Raw genomic sequence first — 18,066 nt, 5'->3', positions numbered from 1 at the left:
ACTTCCAGCGTATGGATAAAATATCCATCTTTCGGTGCACGTCCATGTGCGGGAAGATTTAAATACGGACTCCCGAAAAAACTTCGGAGGTGGGCAAGATGGAGGCTCCAAAGCTCGATTTCCTGTTTTATCCAAAAAGCGTTGCCGTCATCGGGGCGTCAAACGTCCCCGGAAAGGTTGGAAACGCGATAATGCGCTCGATAACGCTCCGTTTCAATGGAAAGGTCTACGCCGTCAACGTTAGGGGTGGCGAGATAGAAATCCACGGAAAGAGTTTTCGGGTTTACCGGAGCGTTCAGGAGGTGCCCGGTGAGATCGACGTTGCGGTAATAGCGGTCCCGGCCCGGTTCGTACCCGACGTCATAGACGAGTGCGGTAGAAAGGGTGTCAAGGCGGCGGTCGTCATCTCCGCCGGTTTTAAGGAGGCTGGAAGGGCCGAGCTTGAGGAGGAGCTCGTCAGACGCGCCAGGAAGTGGGGAATAAGGCTCGTTGGTCCGAACTGTCTCGGTGTCACCAACCTCGAGAACGGCTTTGACTGTAACTTCAACCCGCCGGAGAGGCAGGCTAGACCCTCCTTCGGAAAGGTCGCCTTCATGAGCCAGAGCGGTGCCTTCGGTGCTGCAATCCTCGACTGGGCCGCCAGCCACAAGATAGGCATGAGCAAGTTCATCAGCCTCGGCAACATGGCCGATCTGGACGAGAGCGACTTCATGGCCTACCTCGGTGATGACTCGAAGACAGGTGTCATCACCGGCTACATAGAGGGCGTCAAGGACGGGAGGAAGTTCTTCAACACGGCAAAGGAGGTCATCCTCAAGAAGCCCGTTGTGGTGCTCAAGAGCGGGAGGACCGAGGCCGGAGCGAAGGCCGCCGCTTCCCACACAGGTTCACTCGCCGGTTCCTTCAAAATATACAAGGCCGCTTTCGAGCAGACCGGCGTTCTGAGCGCCAAGAACATGCGCCAGCTCTTCAACTACGCGAAGGCCCTGGCTATGCAGAAGCCTGCGAAGGGCAACAGGGTCGCGATAGTTACCAACGGCGGTGGGGCGGGAGTCATGATGAGCGACGGCCTGCTTGAGAAGGGCATGAAACTCGCGGAGCTGAGCGAGGAAACCAACGAACGCTTTAGGAAAGACATCGAGGAGGGCAAGCTCCCGCGCCACATGAGCTACAGGAACCCGATAGATGTAATAGGCGACGCTCCATCCAGCCGCTACGAGATAGCCATGCGCTACGCCCTAGAAGATCCGAACGTCGACGTCCTCGCTGTCATAGCGCTCTTCCAGAGCCCGGCCCTTGACGGGGGAATCGTTGAGGCCATGGAGAGAATGGGGGCCTACGGCAAGCCAATAGTTTTCGTTGCCCCTGGCGGAGCTTACCCGCACAAGATGGCCAGGAACATCGAGCTCAAGGGCGTTCCCGTCTACGAGACCGTTGAAGACGGTGTCGACGCGGTTTACGCCCTCGTCCGCTACGGGGAGTGGCTGATGGAGAACGGGAAGCTCTGACTTTTTCTTTATCACGTTTAATGTTCTTCTCTTTTCAAAAGATGGCGTTTTGTGTTGGTTTTTTGGTGGGTACTATTCCTTTACCCCGCTTTCCTCCCTGCTTACGAGGAGCGTTCCGGCGGTTATTAAGGTTAAGCCCGCGATGTGGTGGGGGGTAACGCTCTCCCTGAGGACTGCAATCGAGAGGAGCACCGTCAAAGCGGGTGCCGGAGTTAAAATCGCCGTCGCCTTCGAGAGATTAATCCTCGCTATGGCGGAATACCAGAGGCTCTGGGTTAGGGCGATGATCAGGCCCTCCGCGAGGGCCAGCCCTGTGAAGGCGAAACCTTTTAAGAGGACTGGAACGAGGAGGATAAGCCCTCCGAAGGTGTTCCTTAGCGTTGCTATGGTTAGGGGCTTGTAGGCAGTTCTCTTCGCCACTGCATGGCCGAGCTGCCAGAAGAGGGGAGTTAGAAGGAGCAGAAAGTCACCCTTCATTAACTCGGGCCTCTTCCCCTGGCCAACGACCAGGAAAACACCCACAATTAGGGCTAGGGCCGAAACCACAGCCCTTCCAGTTATCCTTTCCCTCAGGAGGAGCCATGAGATTAGGAAAGAATAGAACACCTCGAAGCGAGTCAGTATGGCTGAGTTTACGGCGGAACTCAGCCTCGTCCCGTAGGTAAAGAGGGAATAGGCTATGGCGGTTGCGAAAAGGCCCGTGAGGAAGGCCTTTTTTAGCTCCTCGGGCTTCTCTAGGATTTCCCGGGCGTGGCCTCTTGCCATAAGAACCGGCCAGAGGAACAGCGAAGCGAATAAGGCCGAAAGCGAGGCGAAGGAGAGCGGATTGACGGGGTTGGCCTTGATTACAACGGGCTCAATCCCTAACAGGATCAGCACCATGAAGGCCAGGAGTGTCCCCTTGGTTTCACGGCTCATGAGGACAGCTAAGCGGTGGGGTTTTTATGGGCTTCTCCAAAAACTTTAAATCCCCTTATTCCCTTTTCCTTCCCATGCCCGGTGATTGCTTTTGGCCTTGATGAAGCCTCCCTCTTCTGTCTCGGCTTAGCCTTGGGCTTCGTTTCCACTGGAAATGGAGGTGTTTTGAATGGACGACGAGTTTAAAGTCACCCCATGGGATGTTGAAGGTGTAGTGGACTACGCAAAGCTGATAAAGGAATTTGGAACCAGTCCGCTCACGGACGAGCTGATAGAGAAGACCTCAGAACTGACCAAGAGCGAGTTGCCCATCTACTTCAGGAGGAGGTTCTTCTTCTCCCACAGGGACTACGACAAGGTCTTAGCGGATTACGAGAGAGGGAAGGGCTTCTTCCTCTACACAGGGAGGGGTCCGAGCGGCCCAATGCACATAGGCCACATCATTCCATTCTTCGCGACCAGGTGGCTCCAGGAGAAGTTTGGCGTCAACCTCTACGTCCAGATAACTGACGACGAGAAGTTCCTCTTCAAGGAGAGGCTCACCTTCGAGGACACGAAGAGATGGGCCTACGACAACATCCTCGACATCATAGCGGTCGGCTTTGACCCCGATAAAACCTTCATCTTCCAGGACAGCGAGTTCACGAAGATTTACGAGATGGCGATACCGATAGCGAAGAAGATAAACTACTCGATGGCCCGTGCTGTTTTTGGCTTCACGGAGCAGAGCAAGATTGGAATGATATTCTACCCTGCGATTCAGGCTGCTCCCACCTTCTTCGAGAAGAAAAGGTGTTTAATCCCCGCGGCCATAGACCAGGACCCGTACTGGAGGCTCCAGAGGGACTTCGCCGAAAGTTTGGGCTACTACAAGACCGCTGCCATTCACTCAAAGTTCGTACCCGGTTTGATGGGCCTCGAGGGCAAGATGAGCGCCTCAAAGCCCGAAACTGCCGTCTACCTCACCGACGACCCGGAGGGGGCCGGCAAGAAGATATGGAAGTATGCCCTCACCGGTGGGAGGGCGACGGCGAAGGAGCAGCGTGAAAAGGGCGGCGAACCCGAGAAGTGTGTCGTCTTCAAGTGGATGGAGATATTCTTCGAGAAGGATGATAAAAAGCTCATGGAACGCTACCACGCATGTAAAAACGGCGAGCTCCTCTGCGGCCAGTGCAAGCGCTATCTCATCGAAAAGGTTCAGAACTTCCTGGAGGAGCACCAGAAGAAGCGCAAGGAGGCCGAGAAGAAGGTCGAGAAGTTCAAGTACACCGGCGAGCTGGCGAGGGAGCAGTGGGATAAGAGCATTCCGGAGCCGCTCCGTTAGTTCTGGAACTCCCGCCACCGCTTGACCTTTGGCGTTTCCACTTATTACCTCTATCAATCGTACAGTAAGGTTTAACTTTTCCCTTCCCAATCACAGGCGGTGATGGTATGGTACGGCTTCCTTACTTGGACGGTTTCTACGAGCTCCATCCGAGCAAGATAGTGGCCCTTGCCAGGAACTACGCCGAGCACGCCAAGGAGATGAACAGCGACGTCCATAAAAAGCCCGTCTTCTTCTTAAAACCCCCGAGCGCCTTAATCGGTCCGGACGAGCCGATAATCCTGCCGGGGATGAGCAAGCGCGTTGACCACGAGGTTGAGCTTGCGGTGATAATCGGGAAGCGCGCGAATCGCATTCCAAAAGAGAAGGCAATGGACTACGTTCTGGGCTACACGGTAATCCTTGACATAACCGCGAGAGACCTTCAGGCCGAGGCAAGGGAGAGGGGCCTTCCCTGGACGATAGCGAAGGGCTTCGACACCTTCGCACCGATCGGCCCGAGGGTGGTTGATAAACGCGAACTGAGCATAGATGACCTTGAAATCGGCCTCAAGGTAAACGGCCAGCTTAGACAGCTTGCAAGGACGAGCGAGATGATATTCAAAGTCCAGGAGATAATCGAATACGTCTCGGCCATAATGACCCTTGAGCCGGGCGACATAATAGCGACCGGGACCCCGGCTGGAGTCGGCCCGCTCAGGCACGGTGATAGGGTTGAGGCATGGATAGAGGGAATTGGGAAGCTTGAGGAGGACGTCTTAGCTGAAAAAATGGGGAATAAACATCAATGAGGTTTTGAGCTCTTTTTTCCTAAATCCTTCTTCCCTCCTTTACATAGATTGTAGCCTCGCCTATATACTTGGCATGGTCGCTTATCCTCTCAAGGTGCCGTATTATGAGAGCCTCAACGGCCACACATGGACTTGAGTCCTCTGTTAGCAGTTCTATCGAGTTTATGTAGAGCCCATCGACTTCCCTGTCCATCTCCATAAGCCTTCCAATAGCCACCTCATCCCCTTCGAGGAAAGCATTAACCGCCAGCTCGACCATATCCCTCACAATTTTGAGGGCATGCCTTGAGCTTTCAAAGGGGCAGCTGACACCGGTAATCTTGAGGGTGCGTTCTATTTCCATGGCATACCTCGATATCCTGTACAGGTCATAGCTAACATCTATTGCACTCTGTATGAAGCGCAGATCACCCGCCATCGGGGAATACCTGACGAGCAGCTCTGTAGCGATGTCAAGAACCTCTCCCCTAAGTATATGGAGTCTGCTTGCAATCTCTTCTGTGGAGTCAAATCTGCCATCCATGCTTTTTTCAACCGAGTTGAGGGACTCCAGTGCATGGTTTCCCATTTCCCTCAGCAGCTTTCTTATCTGCTCCATACCAATCTCAAGCAGTTTTCTCATAGCCACCACCTTAATGTTTCAGGTTATCAGAAGTATGGGGGACTTTTCCAGCCCCTTCCTCCCCAGCTGATAATACAGGGCGGAGCTTAGAATGTGTTTTGTATGATTGAATATTCCCTCTCCATGAATGAGCACGGCCATGATTTTTGGATCATCTGTTTTCGAGAAATGCTCCCACAGTTCCTCGAACGAAGACTCAAAAAAGGGAAGATCATCCACGGGTATCCGGGCATCCCTGCCAATCGCGGATATTCCGTGGTTTAACCACGGGCGGATCAGGTTAAACACATCACGCGCGACATGCTCAGCCTTTTCGTCGGGTGAGATATTCAGAACAACATTGATCCGTGAGGCATGACGCACCACCCTGTATGTGTCATATGTCGAGCCGAGAACCGCCCTTATGAACCGCATATCCCTTGCGAGGGGCTGATATCGTATTAAGGCCTCTATGGTTTTATCATTGAGCTTTTCTCTTAGATCAGCCGCTTTCCATAGAAGCTCCTCCGTTCTGACCTCATCCCCAATCGTTTCAGGGCAAAGTGCATCCATAGCGGTATTCCCCAGTTCCTCGAAGAGATTTTGGATTTCCCTGAAAAGCCGTGATTTCATCCAAGTGCCCCCGTTACATACTTCTCGGTTAGCTCATGTTCTGGATTCTCGAAAACCTTTCTTGTTGGGCCCACCTCAATGATCTCTCCGAGGTAGAGGAATGCAACGTGATCGCTTATACGGGCGGCTTGGGCGGGTGAATGGGTAACGAGGACTATTGTGTAATCCTGCTTCAGCTCAAAGAGCAGCTCTTCAATTTTCTTTGTGCCGACAGGGTCAACATTTGCTGTGGGTTCGTCCATCAGCAGCACTTTAGGTTTCATGGCCAGTGCCCGTGCAATGACGAGTCTCTGCCTCTGCCCCCCGCTCAGGTTTGCAGGATAATCCCTGAGCCTGTCCTTCACCTCATCCCAGAGCGCTGCTTTTTTTAGAGCCCACTCAACTCTTTTATCAAGCTCCTCTCTGTTCTTAACAAGTCCGTTGAGCTTAACACCAATTGCAACGTTGTCGTAAATCGTTAGGTGGGGGAAGGGATTCGGATACTGGAAGACCATGCCAACGTCTTTCCTTATTTCAATGGGATCCACATCCTCCCTGTAAATATTCTTCCCGAACAGTCTGACCTCACCCTCAACCCTTGTGTTTTCTCTGAGTTCGAGGAGTCTGTTAAACGCCCTTAACAGGGTTGATTTTCCGCATCCGCTCGGACCCATCAGGGCAAATACAACGTTTTTTGGAATCTTGAGATTGATTCCCTTTATAACCATGTTATCCCCGTACCATATCTTCAGCCTGACGGTTTCAATTGCGAGGTCGGCTGAGGTTATGCTCATAATTTCACCTCCTTAAGACTCAGTCTTACCGGAATAAACAGTGCGAGGAATATTATGAGGAGCACGAGTGAAGCTCCCCATGCTATCTCGTGGTATTCATTGCTCGGACTCTGGATGAGCTGGTATATCAAAAGGGGAATTGCACCCACGGGTTTTGTGATGCCCTGATAGTACGTCTGGTATGCTCCGCCGGCGGTGAATAAGAGGGGTGCGGTTTCTCCGGCAACCTTTGCAATTCCTATCAGAACACCTGTCAGGATACCTCTCTTTGCCATGGGAATAAGAATTCTGAAAACCACTTTAATCCTCGTCAGACCCATACCGAATGCGGCTTCCCTGTAGGTGAAGGGTATCTGCCTGAGTGCCTCCGTTGTATACACCGCTATATACGGCATCATTATTATTGCCAGTGACAGAGCCCCGGCCAGGGCGGAATATGAGCCCATGGGAAACACGAGGATCTGCATTACAAAGATTCCGACGAGTATTGTTGGGAATTCCAGCATTATCTGGAGGATGGCTTTTGTTATCTTTCCGATGTTGCTCCGGGGGTATTCATAGGCATAGATTCCGACGAGCAATGCGACCGGCAGTCCCAGGAGGGATGCGAGAACAACGAGCATCAGTGTCCCGAGGATGGCCGGCCCTATTCCTCCGTCCTGAAAGGTGCCGGTTATGAATTTTGTCCCGTTCTCAGCCAGAACCGGAAATCCTCTGATGAAAACGGTGAGGAAGATATGGAACAGTGGAATGAACATTGTGAACGTCAAAAATGCGACGATAAGCAGGAATGCCTTTTCTTTGATTTTCCTTGTGCTGTAATCATAGCTTGACATTGCGTTCCCACCTCCTCAGCATGTGAATTCCGAGGATATTGACGGCAAGTCCTATAACAAACAGTGCAAGACCTGCGGCAAACAGTGCGGATGTCATGTAGCTGTAGATAAAGGCGTTCCCGAACTGATTTGCTATCAATGAGGATATCGTATATCCCGGTGCAAACAGAGCGAGTGTCAGGTTAAACGTGTTTCCTATAATGAGGCTAACCGCCGCCGTTTCTCCGACAGCTCTGCCGAATGCCAGTATTGTCCCGGAATATATTGCCGGCCGTATGTATCCGAGGAGTATTTTTGTTGCCTCAAGTTTGGTTGTGCCGAGGCTGTAGGCTGCTTCTCTGTATGTGAAGGGTATCATCTGATATGCTTCCCTTATTATGGCAGAGGCAAAGGGTGTTACCATTATTCCGAGGAGGACTCCGGCCGAAAAGTACGAAAAGCCGGATAGAGGGGGGTACGAAAAGAAGGGTATGAACGAAAAGTGGTCGTGGAGGGGCTGCATGATGTATCTTCTCAGGAGTGGTGCGAGGACAAACACACCCCATATACCGTAGATAATTGTTGGCAGGCCAGCCATCACGTCCGAGAGTATTATGAGGATGTTCTTGAGCTTTTTGGGGGAATAATCAACGACGAATATTGAGTATGCTGTTGCAAGGGGAAGAGCTATAATGAGTGCCACGAGGGATGTATAGACACTTCCCCAGATTGCCGCCAGAATTCCGTAGTACTCTTTCTCCGCCTCTTCCGCAGCGTTCCAGATGTTCTTCAGGTATATGTCAAGACCCTCCCTGTGAAATATTGGCATTGAGTTGTAAAAGTAAACCCCGAGCATCAGAGCAAAGAGCACAAAAACAAAAATTACCGCAGGAAACAGGATCAGTTTCAGTCTGTCCCTCATATCAACCACCTGCCGAAACTATTTTTGATGAGATTCCTCTCTGATCCACCCGGACTATTCTGATGCTCCCCTCATCTCCCCACAGATTCCACCAGCTGCCGGAGAGCGCTGAGGTCTGCACTTCCGGAAAGCCATTGTCAAGCCTGAGGCCGTTTCTGTGAAGATGGCCCGAAAAGAATCCGATCACATTTCCGTCAATAATGTCAAGTATTTCCTCCTTTCTTTTCCACTGGGAAAGTGGATAATGGGAGAATAGGATGGATCTTGGGGTTACAATCTCCCTGAGCCAGTTTATCAGTTCATCTGTTGGTCTGCATTTTCTTGTCCTCATCTTAGGTGTTATGAAGATGAGCCTCGTTCCATTGATATCAACGAAATAGCTGTCCTGCCCGAAGAGGGCTTTATAAACATCAAGCCCGAAAGCTTTGTTGACATCATGATTTCCCGGAATCAGGAACACCTTAATCCCTCTCCTCTCAAGGGGCCCCACAAAAAACTCCTTGAATGTGAGATACCAGCCCAGCACCCGGTCTGCATAGCTCTTATCTGCCATGGCCGCTATGTCCCCCGTGACCACCACGAATTCTGGATTCAATTTTTTGATCCATTTTGCTGCCTTTAGCAGAGCCATTCTTGGATTGAGTGATATACCATAGAGTTCCCGGCATTCCCTCTCCGTTGATACTGTATGTATATCCGTTACATGTACGAATCTCATCGAACCACCCGGATTTTGGGACTTTTAACTGATAGAATGCTTTTGATGATATTATCCGCTTTCTGATACTCTCTGATCTCCCAGATGATGTTCTTTGGCTTTCTAAACAGTATTTTCGGAAGAATATTGTTGAAATCGATGCGGCCTTCACCCATAGCCCTGTGCTCATCTCTCGCACCGCTGTTGTCGTGAAGGTGCACATGCTCTATATCATCGAGCAGGAAGTATTCCCCGATATCAAGCCTGTATTTCAGTGATGTCAGAAATGCATGTCCTATGTCGAGGCATACTGAAACATTTTTTTCGAGGAACGGGAGTAGCTCGTGTGGAAAAGCCCCGATCCTGTTGTCAGTTAGATTTTCCATGACGAGCTTCACTTCATATTCCTCGGCTATCGTTGCTATTTCCATGAGCTGCCTCTTTGTGTTTATAAATGCCCTGTGATAGTTGTTCCGGATATCTCCTCCATGAACAACAACGTATTCAGCATCAAGGATCTGGGCTATTCTGAAAACGTTCTCCATTATTCTGATATTTTTTCTCGAATTTACCCCGAGATCAAGTTTGATGTTCTTTCCATCGGAGCAGGGAGCATGAAGCGTGAAATCAACGTTGAGAGAGAGGAGCTCGTGCAGTACCTCCCAGTTTATTCCGGAGGGAGTTAAAACCGGCATATCATCAAAGCCCAGCTCGATTACATCAACCGGAAGCTCATCTACAGAAAAGCCGTGGCCTGAAATCTCCCTGATTATGAAGGAGTTTACGCCGACTTTCATTTCTTTACCCTCCAGTCAAAAAGGTAAAGTGAAATAATGAAAAATCACCCCTGTATCATATCAACTGCTTTGAGACCTATCTCAGCAACTTCTTTCGGGAGACCAACGTAGCCGGGAGCGAGATTCTCCGGTTTCTGGCCTTCCGTGAGAACCCATTTGAGGAAGGCCTTTATGGCCTTAGCTTTCTCCGGACTGTAGTGCTTTCCGTTCTTGTTTTCCCACACCAGCATATGGGTGAATGCCACAATCGGATAGGACTCATCACCCGGAGCATCAAGAAGCTGCTTGAGGTTTTCTTTGTAGCCCTCCGTGGGGCTTGGTATGAACGCTTTGACATTTGCAACAGCTGCCTTGATGGTATCCTCCGTTGGTTTAACGAACTTGCCGGCCTTGTTCTCAAGGGCAGCGACTGGAAGGTTTTCGTTAATCGCATATGAGAGCTCCGTGTATGCTATGCTGTATTTGGTCTGCTTGAGAATTGCAACGACACCGGGGTTGCCCTTTCCTGCCAGCCCCCTGCCCATCTTATCGACGGGCCAGTTTACTACTTTTCCAGCACCGACTTTCTCAGCCCACTCCTTGCTTATCAGGCTGAGGTAAGTTGTGAATATGGCGGTTGTTCCGCTTGAATCACTCCTGTGCACGACTATGATTTTTTCGTGCGGAAGTTTTGCATCAGGATTGAGGTTCTTTATTTTTGGATCATCCCAGTACTGGATTTCACCGAGGAATATCTCAGCTAAAACTTCCCTGCTGAGTTTGAGTTCTTTAACCCCCGGAACGTTGAACGATACAACAACTGCTCCAACAACCTCGGGAAACTGTAGCGGTTGATCTCCTGTGGCTAGGAATTTCTTCCACACATCCTCCTTAACGGGAGGATCTGTTCTTCCGATGTCGGTCAAGCCCTTGAGGAAAGCCTCCTGTCCGTGCCCGCTGCCTCCACCTTCATATTCGATCTTAACATCGGGATTGAGCTTCTGGTAAACTTCAATCCACTTCTGAATCTGGTACATCGGAAATGTTGCTCCTGTGGTTCTCAAAACAACCGGTTTTGCTGTGACAGTCTCCTTCTGGGTAACCGTCGTGGGAGTCTGGGTCGAGGTACTGCCTCCTATGCAGCCGCTTGAAAGGACGGCAAACAGGAGGATTCCAACAGCCATCAGGGCGAAGGCCTTTTTCATGGTATCACCGTTTTGAGAATAAAACGGTGAAAATATAAAGATTGCCGCAATAGAATATAGTTAAATATATTTAACTATATTTGTGCGGGTATGGATATATAGAACAAATAGATCACATGATAATATATAGATGAACCATCAGCCCGCCGTGGCCGATAAGCCTGTGGTGCTTGATTTCAAAGCCGTTCTCGGTTATCGCCCTCTCTATCGCCCTCTTTTCAGTGGTTATGAAGACTCCCCTCTTCCCCAAAACCTTGGCGAGCTCACCGAAGAAGTCCATGTAGAGCCGCGGAATGGAGCTCTTCCGCCCAATCTTCAACCCGTAGGGGAGGTTGCTCACCGCGAAGTCAACGCTCTCAACGTATTCGCTCAGCCTCGTGGCGTCGCCGAGGAGGAACTCTATTCTATCCCTAACTCCGGCCGCCAAGGCGTTCATCTTCGCCCCGTAAAGGTGTTTCCTGAACTTCTCAAGGCAGGTTATCTCACCTGTGTAACTTCTTAGAGCCAACTCAATTGGAATAGTTCCCGAACCGCAGAAGGGGTCCATAAATGGGCCTCCCTCCGGATTAGCCAGCTCTATGAGTGCGTTCGCTATGCTGGCCTTAAGGTGAGCAGGGTGGTCGTAAACGCGCCAGGGCCTCTTGTGGAGCGAGCTATCTCCGGTGGTATCTATCCCGAGAAAAAAGACGTCTCCTATAAGTTCCGCCCTGAAAATCACCGCAGGATGGTCGAGGTTCACCTTTGGACTGCCAAAGCGCTCAAGCCTCTCGAATATCGCCTTTCCGACGGTCTTGGATATATCGATGCTTGTTATCCTGTGCTCCCCCTTCCGGAAAGAGCGAACCGCGAAGCTCTCGCTCACCTTGACGAAACGCTCCACCGGAAGCTCTGAGACAAACTCTTCTATCCTCCTCAACACCTTCTCGGGCTCTTCTTCACCTATTCCCTCAAAACGCTCGCTCGCTATCTCAACTATAACGCGGTGGAGGAGCCTTGAGCGCTCGTTAAGATAGGTTGAAACGCTAAGCTCCCTTTTTCTTCCCTTCTCGTCGGTGTAGAAAGCTTCGCCGACCTCAGCCAGAAGCCTCCCCTCGACGCCCAAAGGCCTCTCCTCCACCCGAAACGGAACTCCTAATTCCGAGAGCAGGTTCTCGACCTCGGCCCTCGCAAGGTCTTCTATCCCCTGTGAGGTCGTTAGGAGGAGTCTCATACCCATCACTCCATTATCGCTATTACTCCCTTCCACTTCTTCCCGAAGCACTCGCTCGCTAAAACGTGCTTGCCGGTCAGCTCCTCGAGGAACTTAACCGCTGAGTCGCACTTTTTAAACCCGGTCGCTATGCCAACGATTACTCCCTCTATCTCCCTGATTCCCGCTTTCTTCTGGCCATCTAGCTTCTCCCAGAGCTCGTCCTCAAATCGCCAGAGTATTCTCCTTGGATCGAGGAGGAGTTCCCTCTCAACTCCATCGAGGATTTCCTTGAAGCCCCACGCGAAGTCCCGGTTTCTCTCTTTCTCGTTAGTGAAGAGCGTGAAGCGACCCGTCTGCCACTCCCTCAGGAACCACCTCGCAGTCTCCTCCAAGTCAACCTCTCCTCTGGCCTTTATCAAACCCCTCCTCTCCCCTATCTTTCTGAGAACTTCCTCCTCGCTCTCGAACTCCTCTATTCCGAACTTCTCGGTTATCGCTTCCTTCCTCGTTTCCAGGATTCTGGAGATGAGCTTGAGGGCCGGCTTTACAGGTTCCTCTATCTTATCGGCTGGAAAGCCGCCCTTAATCACCAGCTCGTCGAAATCATCGATGGGAACAACTCCCGGGCTGTCGAGGAGCCATATCCTCTTGCTGAGCCTTATCAGCTGCTTCCCCTTCGTGTAGCCAGGTATTGGAGCGGTCCCGACTGCCCTCTTGCCCTTTAGGGTGTTGATTATCGTGCTCTTTCCAACGTTGGGGTAGCCTATGAGGGCGACCTTAACCCTCTCCCTCTCATCCAGCAAGGATTTTGCGAGCTTTTTGAGTTCTTTCCTTAAGATTCCTGTCCCCTTTCTCTCACGGGCGCTTATAAAAACGACCGGAAGGTCGCTCCTCCTCTTGTACTCCTCTGTCCACTCCTTGGGCACCAAATCTGCCTTGTTCATAACGATGAGGAGCGGCTTGCCCTCCTCCTGAACGAGCCTCTCAAGCTTTCTGTTTCTCGTTCCGATGGGGTCGCGAGCGTCAACTACCTCAACAATGATATCTGCCTCCTCAACTACCTCTCTCACCACTCTCCACGCCTTCCTCTGCTTCATCTCTCACCACCGTTATCTCGAAGATCACAGTCCCGCCATCGGTGTATGGCAGCCCGGGGTCGAGGCACTGGATGTAAGCTTTCTCTCCCCTGCCTAAGCCTAACTCTCTCGGCTTAATACCCTTTCGCAGGGCAACTATGTACGGCAGTAGCGATGCAAATGCATGGGTGCAAATCGCATCGGTCTCTTCCAGCCTCACTGAGGGCCCCTCTACCGTTATTCTGTCGCCCGGTTTGAAAACCGGACATTTCCCGCGTATCTCCTTAACTGTAACCTCTATTCTCTCCATAACATCACCGAAATCTAAATAAAGATGAAGATTCAAAAAGACTATCTGAGTGGAGAAGCTTATGATAACGGTTAATGGTGGTGCTCAACGTGTCCGAGGATATTGAGGCGAAGATTCGCCGGTTAAGAGAGCTTGGTAAAGCAAGTACTGAAGCCGAATCGCAACCTGTTTCAAGGCCTCCAAAAGCTACCCTAAGAAAACCCCCGAGGAAACCCCGCGGGATAGGAAGCATTCGTGATAAAGAACGTAGGAAGAAGATCCTCATCGGTGCAGGCGTTCTGATTACCGTGATAATCCTTGTCGCAGTTGGTGCTCTGATGTATTTCCAGAGCCATGCTGCCAATCAGCTTCAGGAGGCCAAAAACTCCAAGATAGCCGAGGTGAACCAGTACTACAAGGCCTATTCCCTTCATATGAACACAACGTACGGGCAGAACCTTCTAAAAAACACCAGGAGCAAGCTTTTGAGCGAGATCTCCTCCGCCAGTTCCGTTGATCAGGTCAAGGCTGTGGACGTCAAGGGCACTTATGCCAAGGCTTATCAGCAGTACAAGGCGTACCTGCAGGAGCAGGAGCGCATTAAGTTTGAGCAGCAACTCAACGCGACCAAGAGGGAGAAGATACAGAACCTGACCCTTGAGTTCCAGCCGCTCTTGGCCCAGCCACTACCGGACAGCATCCGGGCGGAGGTTGTGGACTCGCTGAAGAGCCTGGAGGAGAGCGTTAACAACGCGAGCAGCATGGAGGGGGTCGCCCGGATAAATGCCGCTCCGTATCTTCTTAAACTGTGGAGGGACTACTATGACTACAGGATCGACAGTGTTCCCACCCAGAGTGTTGTTCTGATAATGCCCGATGGAACAAAGAAGGTTCTCTCGAAGACCGAAGCCAAGGCCTACCTCGCGGGTATCTCCGACTACAGGCAGATAATTCGCTACTCCGTCCAGAAGGTTGAGTACGTTGATATAGCCCTTGTCCTCTCAAGGGACAGGATAAACGGGGCTTTTCTGTCCCCTGGAGATCACATTGTGATATTTGCCAAGAACTCAAGCAGTGCGAGGTTCCAGGAGATCGTCAATCAGGGTTACATAGAACTGGTGCTCCTGCCCAAGCAGGCGGGCCTTATAAATCTGAACGAGGCTCAGAGCCAGAGCAGTTCATCAAGCAGTAGCTCATCCAGCCAGTACTCGCGCGATCAGTCCTCCACGTACCAGCCCGGCGGAACCACCATAAGCAACGGCCAGAGTTCGTCCGACACCTACTCGAACTCTCAGAGTGCTTCCCAGAGTGTTTCGGCAGTCTACAGCTACAGCACTGACCTCACACAGATCCTGAAGGCGCTGGCTGCAGGTAAACTCAAGAATGGGGCAAATGTGGAACAGCAGCTGGAGAACTACGGCTGGGAGGTAATCGATCTTGAAAAGAGCTCCGGACTTATGGTCGTGGATCCCAACGCTCAGTTCCTCGTCATAGTGAAGGTCCCGTCGATATTCGTACCCGACATACTGAGCTACCAGCAGTACCTCTACCTAGCCAAGGTTACCGGTTGAGGTGGTGAAGAATGAAAAAGGTTGCAGTGTCCCTTTTTATCCTTTTGCTAGCCTCGTCTCTAGTGGGTGCAACGACCTACACACTGCCGGGAAGCACGAGCTACGGTTACTCCTACAATAACATAGGCCTTCTGGGGACCGTTTCAATGGAGGTCAACGTCACGCTCCTGAACACGGCTCCGTTTCCGAAGTTCATAATAGTCAACCCCAGATACGACTTCAGGGTCAACCGCCTCGGCGGGTCCGAGGCCATGGGTTCCTACCTGAACGGCACCCAGCCGGTTCACATACTTCCCCCGTCCCTCTCCCGGAACACCCTAAACTACCGCGTGGGCTTCTGGATATACCCGTACGAGGCCGTTGTCGTCACCTTCATTATAAACCAGAACTACTCCTACCGCATCCCGATGCAGGATTACCGGGACGCCTGCGGTGGAGGGGATCAGCTGTCGGAGTTGAGCTACACCAACGGGACCCTAACCAGTGGTCATATTCTCACCAAGGACGATATCGGAACCATGGTCTGTGGGGTGGTCTATCCCGAGCTTCTCAACGCTCCGGAGATAATATACATGCAGAGCCTCTTCCCCCTCCGCGACGGGAACATCAAAGTCCTGGAATACGAAGGCGTGGTGCACTTCAACATCACAAACGTCCCCTCCAACGGGGAGTTCAGGACATTCTTTGCGGCGGCGATCCCGGTGATATTCAAGGGAGCCAACATCACGGGCTTCACCCCGAACTACACCATGATGTACAGCGACTACGTTAAGACGTTCATCTGGAGATACATGGGCGTTGAGGCGCCCTCTTCACCGCAGCCTCCAAGCGTGCCCCAGCCCTCCAACATGTTCCAGCTTACGAGCACCCTGATAACTGGTCCGAGTGTTGAGCCCGCCGTCACAAGGCCCCCTGCAGAGCCGGAGTTTGATTTCCCTGTGTGGATAATCCTTATGGGGAAGGAGGTTGAAATAACCTACCATATCAGCTGGATGAACGAGGGGCGGTGAGAACCGGTGCTGGAAGAGAAAAAAAAGAAGGGCACCCCCTCTTGGATAGATGAGATACTGAACGAAGAGGACGACCTCCTGGAGAATGTTCTTAAGAAAGAAAAGGGAACACCTTCCAAGGGGAAGGAAGAGGCTATAGAATTCCCATTTTCGGGTGGCGGTTCATCTTTGGAGGATATCCTTGGGGGAGGCGAGAAGGAGGAGCAATCGAGGAGTAGGAAAGAGGAACTTCCCATACCCTTCCTCAGTGAGGAAAGCAAGACCGACCTAGACGAGATACTGAGCAGGCCCACGACTCCTGAAGAGGCTATGAAGGCGAGACCAACTGGCGCTGAGGTTCTCAATGAGATACTGGTTAAGGAGGAACCCAAAAAACCAAAGATAACATCTCGTCCCAGGACCCCTTCTTCCATCCAGGATATCCTCGGATCCGCTTCTTCTTCTCAGGAGAGCGCTTACGCCGGTCGTGCTGAGGTTCTTGACGCCTACGGTAACGTCAGGATCTTGAGGGTTAAAGGAGAGCCCATCCCAATATATGAGATTCGCCTTCCAAAGCTGACGAAGGAAGAGAACGACCTGTTGAACATGATAAGGGACAGGGCGATAACGGAGATCCACATCGATCCTACATCGATACCCGACCCTGAAGAACGCAGGCGTGTGTTTATGAACGCCGTAAGGCGGCTCATAAAGGACGCAGCCCCGACCTTCTCCGAGGGCAGGGTGGAAGTGTTATCCGAGATCATAGTTCAGGGCATGATAGGCTATGGAAAGCTGGATTTTCTGGTCCGGGATGATAACCTTGAGGAAATAATGGTCATAGGAAGCCGCAGGCCCGTGTATGTGTGGCACAGGCGTTTTAACATGTGCAAGACCAACATCACCTTCTCAGAGGATAAAGAGATCCTCAACATAATTGAACGTATTGCGAGGCAGGTAGGAAGACGCATAGATCAGCAGAGTCCGCTGCTCGACGCCAGCCTTCCGGACGGAAGCCGTGTTAACGCCACCATCCCCCCAATCAGTCTGGACGGGCCAACTATAACAATCCGTAAGTTCAAAAAAGATCCCTTAACCATCATTGACTTGATAAAATACGGCACCATGAACAGTGAGATAGCCGCTCTCCTCTGGCTGTTTGTGGATGGCCTTGGGGTGAAGCCCGCGAATATCCTCGTTGCCGGTGGGACGGGTTCAGGTAAAACGACAACCCTGAACTCCCTTGGAATGTTCATCCCGCCGAGCGAGCGTGTCATCTCAATAGAGGATACGGCGGAGCTTCAGCTTCCCGTTGAGCACTGGGTAAGGCTTGAGACCCGGCCGCCAAACATCGAGGGCAAGGGGGAGATCACCATGGACGACCTGGTTAAGAACACCCTCCGTATGCGCCCTGACAGGATCATCGTGGGTGAGGTTCGTGGGGCCGAGGCGAGGACCATGTTCACAGCCATGAACACGGGGCATGACGGTTGTATGAGCACGATACACTCCAACAGTGCCCGCGAGACTATCGTAAGGCTGGAAAGCCCCCCCATGAGTGTTCCCAGGATAATGATCCCCGCCCTCGACATCATCATAATGCAGGTGAGATTCCACAGCAGGAAGAAGGGCACCATCAGGAGAATAACGGAGATAGCAGAGGTCTCCGGGATGGAGGGGGAAAGTGTACAGCTCAACAAGCTCTACAAATACGACCCGGCCAAGGATGAGCTGGTTCCAACGGGGGTTCCGAGCAGAGTTATAAACGACCTCTCTCACCACACAGGAATGAGCGTTACCGAGCTTGATCTCGAAAAGGAGAAGAGGAAGATTATCCTTGACTGGATGATTGAGAGGGGTATCCGGAGCATTGAGGAAGTTGGCCACTACCTCCGCATGTTCTACATAGATGAAGAGGCGTTGCTGAAGAAGATAGAGGCGGAGGGCAGTGTCGAGACCAGCAAACAGATTAGGAGTATAATCTGA

General features: G+C 51.6%; 18 protein-coding genes. 6 read left to right on the top strand and 12 right to left on the bottom strand.

The genetic code is table 11. The features are described from left to right. The first annotated feature begins 98 nt into the window (after nt 1–98). Nucleotides 99–1,508, top strand: coding sequence for a CoA-binding protein (locus tag MVK60_RS05665; protein ID WP_297437342.1), 1,410 nt, complete (start codon nt 99–101; stop codon nt 1,506–1,508). 72 nt (nt 1,509–1,580) lie between these two features. Here the strand turns inward: MVK60_RS05665 and MVK60_RS05660 are convergent, their stop codons facing one another. Beyond that, nucleotides 1,581–2,426, bottom strand: coding sequence for a DMT family transporter (locus tag MVK60_RS05660; protein ID WP_297437340.1), 846 nt, complete (start codon nt 2,424–2,426; stop codon nt 1,581–1,583). Between the two features lie 169 nt (nt 2,427–2,595). On the opposite strand from MVK60_RS05660, the gene MVK60_RS05655 reads away from it, so the two are divergent. Together MVK60_RS05655 and MVK60_RS05650 are read left to right on the top strand one after the other, a co-directional pair. Further along, nucleotides 2,596–3,750, top strand: a complete 1,155-nt coding sequence (locus MVK60_RS05655) for a tryptophan--tRNA ligase (RefSeq protein WP_297437338.1) — start codon at nt 2,596–2,598, stop codon at nt 3,748–3,750. Between the two features lie 107 nt (nt 3,751–3,857). Then, the gene (locus MVK60_RS05650) at nt 3,858–4,541 is read left to right on the top strand and encodes a fumarylacetoacetate hydrolase family protein (protein ID WP_297437336.1); all 684 of its coding nucleotides are present in this window, start codon (nt 3,858–3,860) and stop codon (nt 4,539–4,541) included. A gap of 19 nt (nt 4,542–4,560) precedes the next feature. On the opposite strand, the gene MVK60_RS05645 is transcribed toward MVK60_RS05650, so the two are convergent. The 11 genes from MVK60_RS05645 to MVK60_RS05595 form a co-directional block, all read right to left on the bottom strand. Further along, entirely contained in the window at nt 4,561–5,163 is a 603-nt protein-coding gene (locus tag MVK60_RS05645) for a phosphate uptake regulator PhoU (RefSeq protein WP_297437388.1), read from the bottom strand. Nucleotides 5,164–5,181: 18 nt separating this feature from the next. Next, entirely contained in the window at nt 5,182–5,775 is a 594-nt protein-coding gene (locus MVK60_RS05640) for a phosphate transporter PhoU (protein ID WP_297437334.1), read from the bottom strand. Then, nucleotides 5,772–6,548 (bottom strand): phosphate ABC transporter ATP-binding protein, encoded by a 777-nt coding sequence (locus tag MVK60_RS05635; RefSeq protein ID WP_297437332.1) that lies wholly within the window; start codon nt 6,546–6,548, stop codon nt 5,772–5,774. Before MVK60_RS05635 ends, MVK60_RS05640 begins: the two co-directional genes overlap by 4 nt. After that, nucleotides 6,545–7,384, bottom strand: coding sequence for a phosphate ABC transporter permease PstA (gene pstA / locus MVK60_RS05630; RefSeq protein ID WP_297437330.1), 840 nt, complete (start codon nt 7,382–7,384; stop codon nt 6,545–6,547). Before pstA ends, MVK60_RS05635 begins: the two co-directional genes overlap by 4 nt. Then, a complete protein-coding gene (gene pstC, locus MVK60_RS05625) occupies nt 7,371–8,285 on the bottom strand; it encodes a phosphate ABC transporter permease subunit PstC (RefSeq protein ID WP_297437328.1) in 915 nt (304 codons plus the stop codon). The genes pstA and pstC overlap by 14 nt, the downstream gene beginning before the upstream one ends. Nucleotide 8,286: 1 nt before the next feature. Then, nucleotides 8,287–9,003: a metallophosphoesterase gene (locus MVK60_RS05620; RefSeq protein WP_297437326.1), complete on the bottom strand. Its 717-nt coding sequence runs from the start codon at nt 9,001–9,003 to the stop codon at nt 8,287–8,289. Continuing rightward, the gene (locus tag MVK60_RS05615; protein ID WP_297437324.1) at nt 9,000–9,779 is read right to left on the bottom strand and encodes a sugar phosphate isomerase/epimerase; all 780 of its coding nucleotides are present in this window, start codon (nt 9,777–9,779) and stop codon (nt 9,000–9,002) included. The genes MVK60_RS05620 and MVK60_RS05615 overlap by 4 nt, the downstream gene beginning before the upstream one ends. A gap of 44 nt (nt 9,780–9,823) precedes the next feature. After that, the gene (gene pstS / locus MVK60_RS05610) at nt 9,824–10,963 is read right to left on the bottom strand and encodes a phosphate ABC transporter substrate-binding protein PstS (protein WP_297437322.1); all 1,140 of its coding nucleotides are present in this window, start codon (nt 10,961–10,963) and stop codon (nt 9,824–9,826) included. A gap of 112 nt (nt 10,964–11,075) precedes the next feature. Next, nucleotides 11,076–12,173, bottom strand: coding sequence for a tRNA (guanine(6)-N2)-methyltransferase (gene trm14, locus MVK60_RS05605; protein WP_297437386.1), 1,098 nt, complete (start codon nt 12,171–12,173; stop codon nt 11,076–11,078). 5 nt (nt 12,174–12,178) lie between these two features. Then, nucleotides 12,179–13,252, bottom strand: coding sequence for a GTPase (locus MVK60_RS05600; protein ID WP_297437320.1), 1,074 nt, complete (start codon nt 13,250–13,252; stop codon nt 12,179–12,181). Then, nucleotides 13,209–13,541 carry a TIGR04076 family protein gene (locus MVK60_RS05595; RefSeq protein WP_297437318.1) on the bottom strand — a complete coding sequence of 111 codons (333 nt, stop codon included), beginning with the start codon at nt 13,539–13,541 and terminating at the stop codon, nt 13,209–13,211. The genes MVK60_RS05600 and MVK60_RS05595 overlap by 44 nt, the downstream gene beginning before the upstream one ends. 89 nt (nt 13,542–13,630) lie before the next feature. Here MVK60_RS05595 and MVK60_RS05590 point away from each other — a divergent pair, with 89 nt between their 5' ends. The 3 genes from MVK60_RS05590 to MVK60_RS05580 are packed head-to-tail and all read left to right on the top strand — an operon-like array spanning nt 13,631 to nt 18,066. Then, complete coding sequence (locus tag MVK60_RS05590) at nt 13,631–15,091, top strand: DUF515 domain-containing protein (RefSeq protein ID WP_297437316.1); 1,461 nt, start codon at nt 13,631–13,633, stop codon at nt 15,089–15,091. A gap of 11 nt (nt 15,092–15,102) precedes the next feature. Further along, nucleotides 15,103–16,101, top strand: a complete 999-nt coding sequence (locus MVK60_RS05585) for a hypothetical protein (protein WP_297437314.1) — start codon at nt 15,103–15,105, stop codon at nt 16,099–16,101. 9 nt (nt 16,102–16,110) lie between these two features. Beyond that, complete coding sequence (locus tag MVK60_RS05580) at nt 16,111–18,066, top strand: CpaF family protein (RefSeq protein WP_297437384.1); 1,956 nt, start codon at nt 16,111–16,113, stop codon at nt 18,064–18,066.

It is taken from the genome of Thermococcus sp. (genome assembly GCF_026988555.1).
In the GTDB taxonomy this organism is placed as follows: domain Archaea; phylum Methanobacteriota_B; class Thermococci; order Thermococcales; family Thermococcaceae; genus Thermococcus.
The sequence above is the reverse complement of the archived record's forward strand: the minus strand, read 5'-3'. Positions and strand labels throughout refer to the sequence as shown.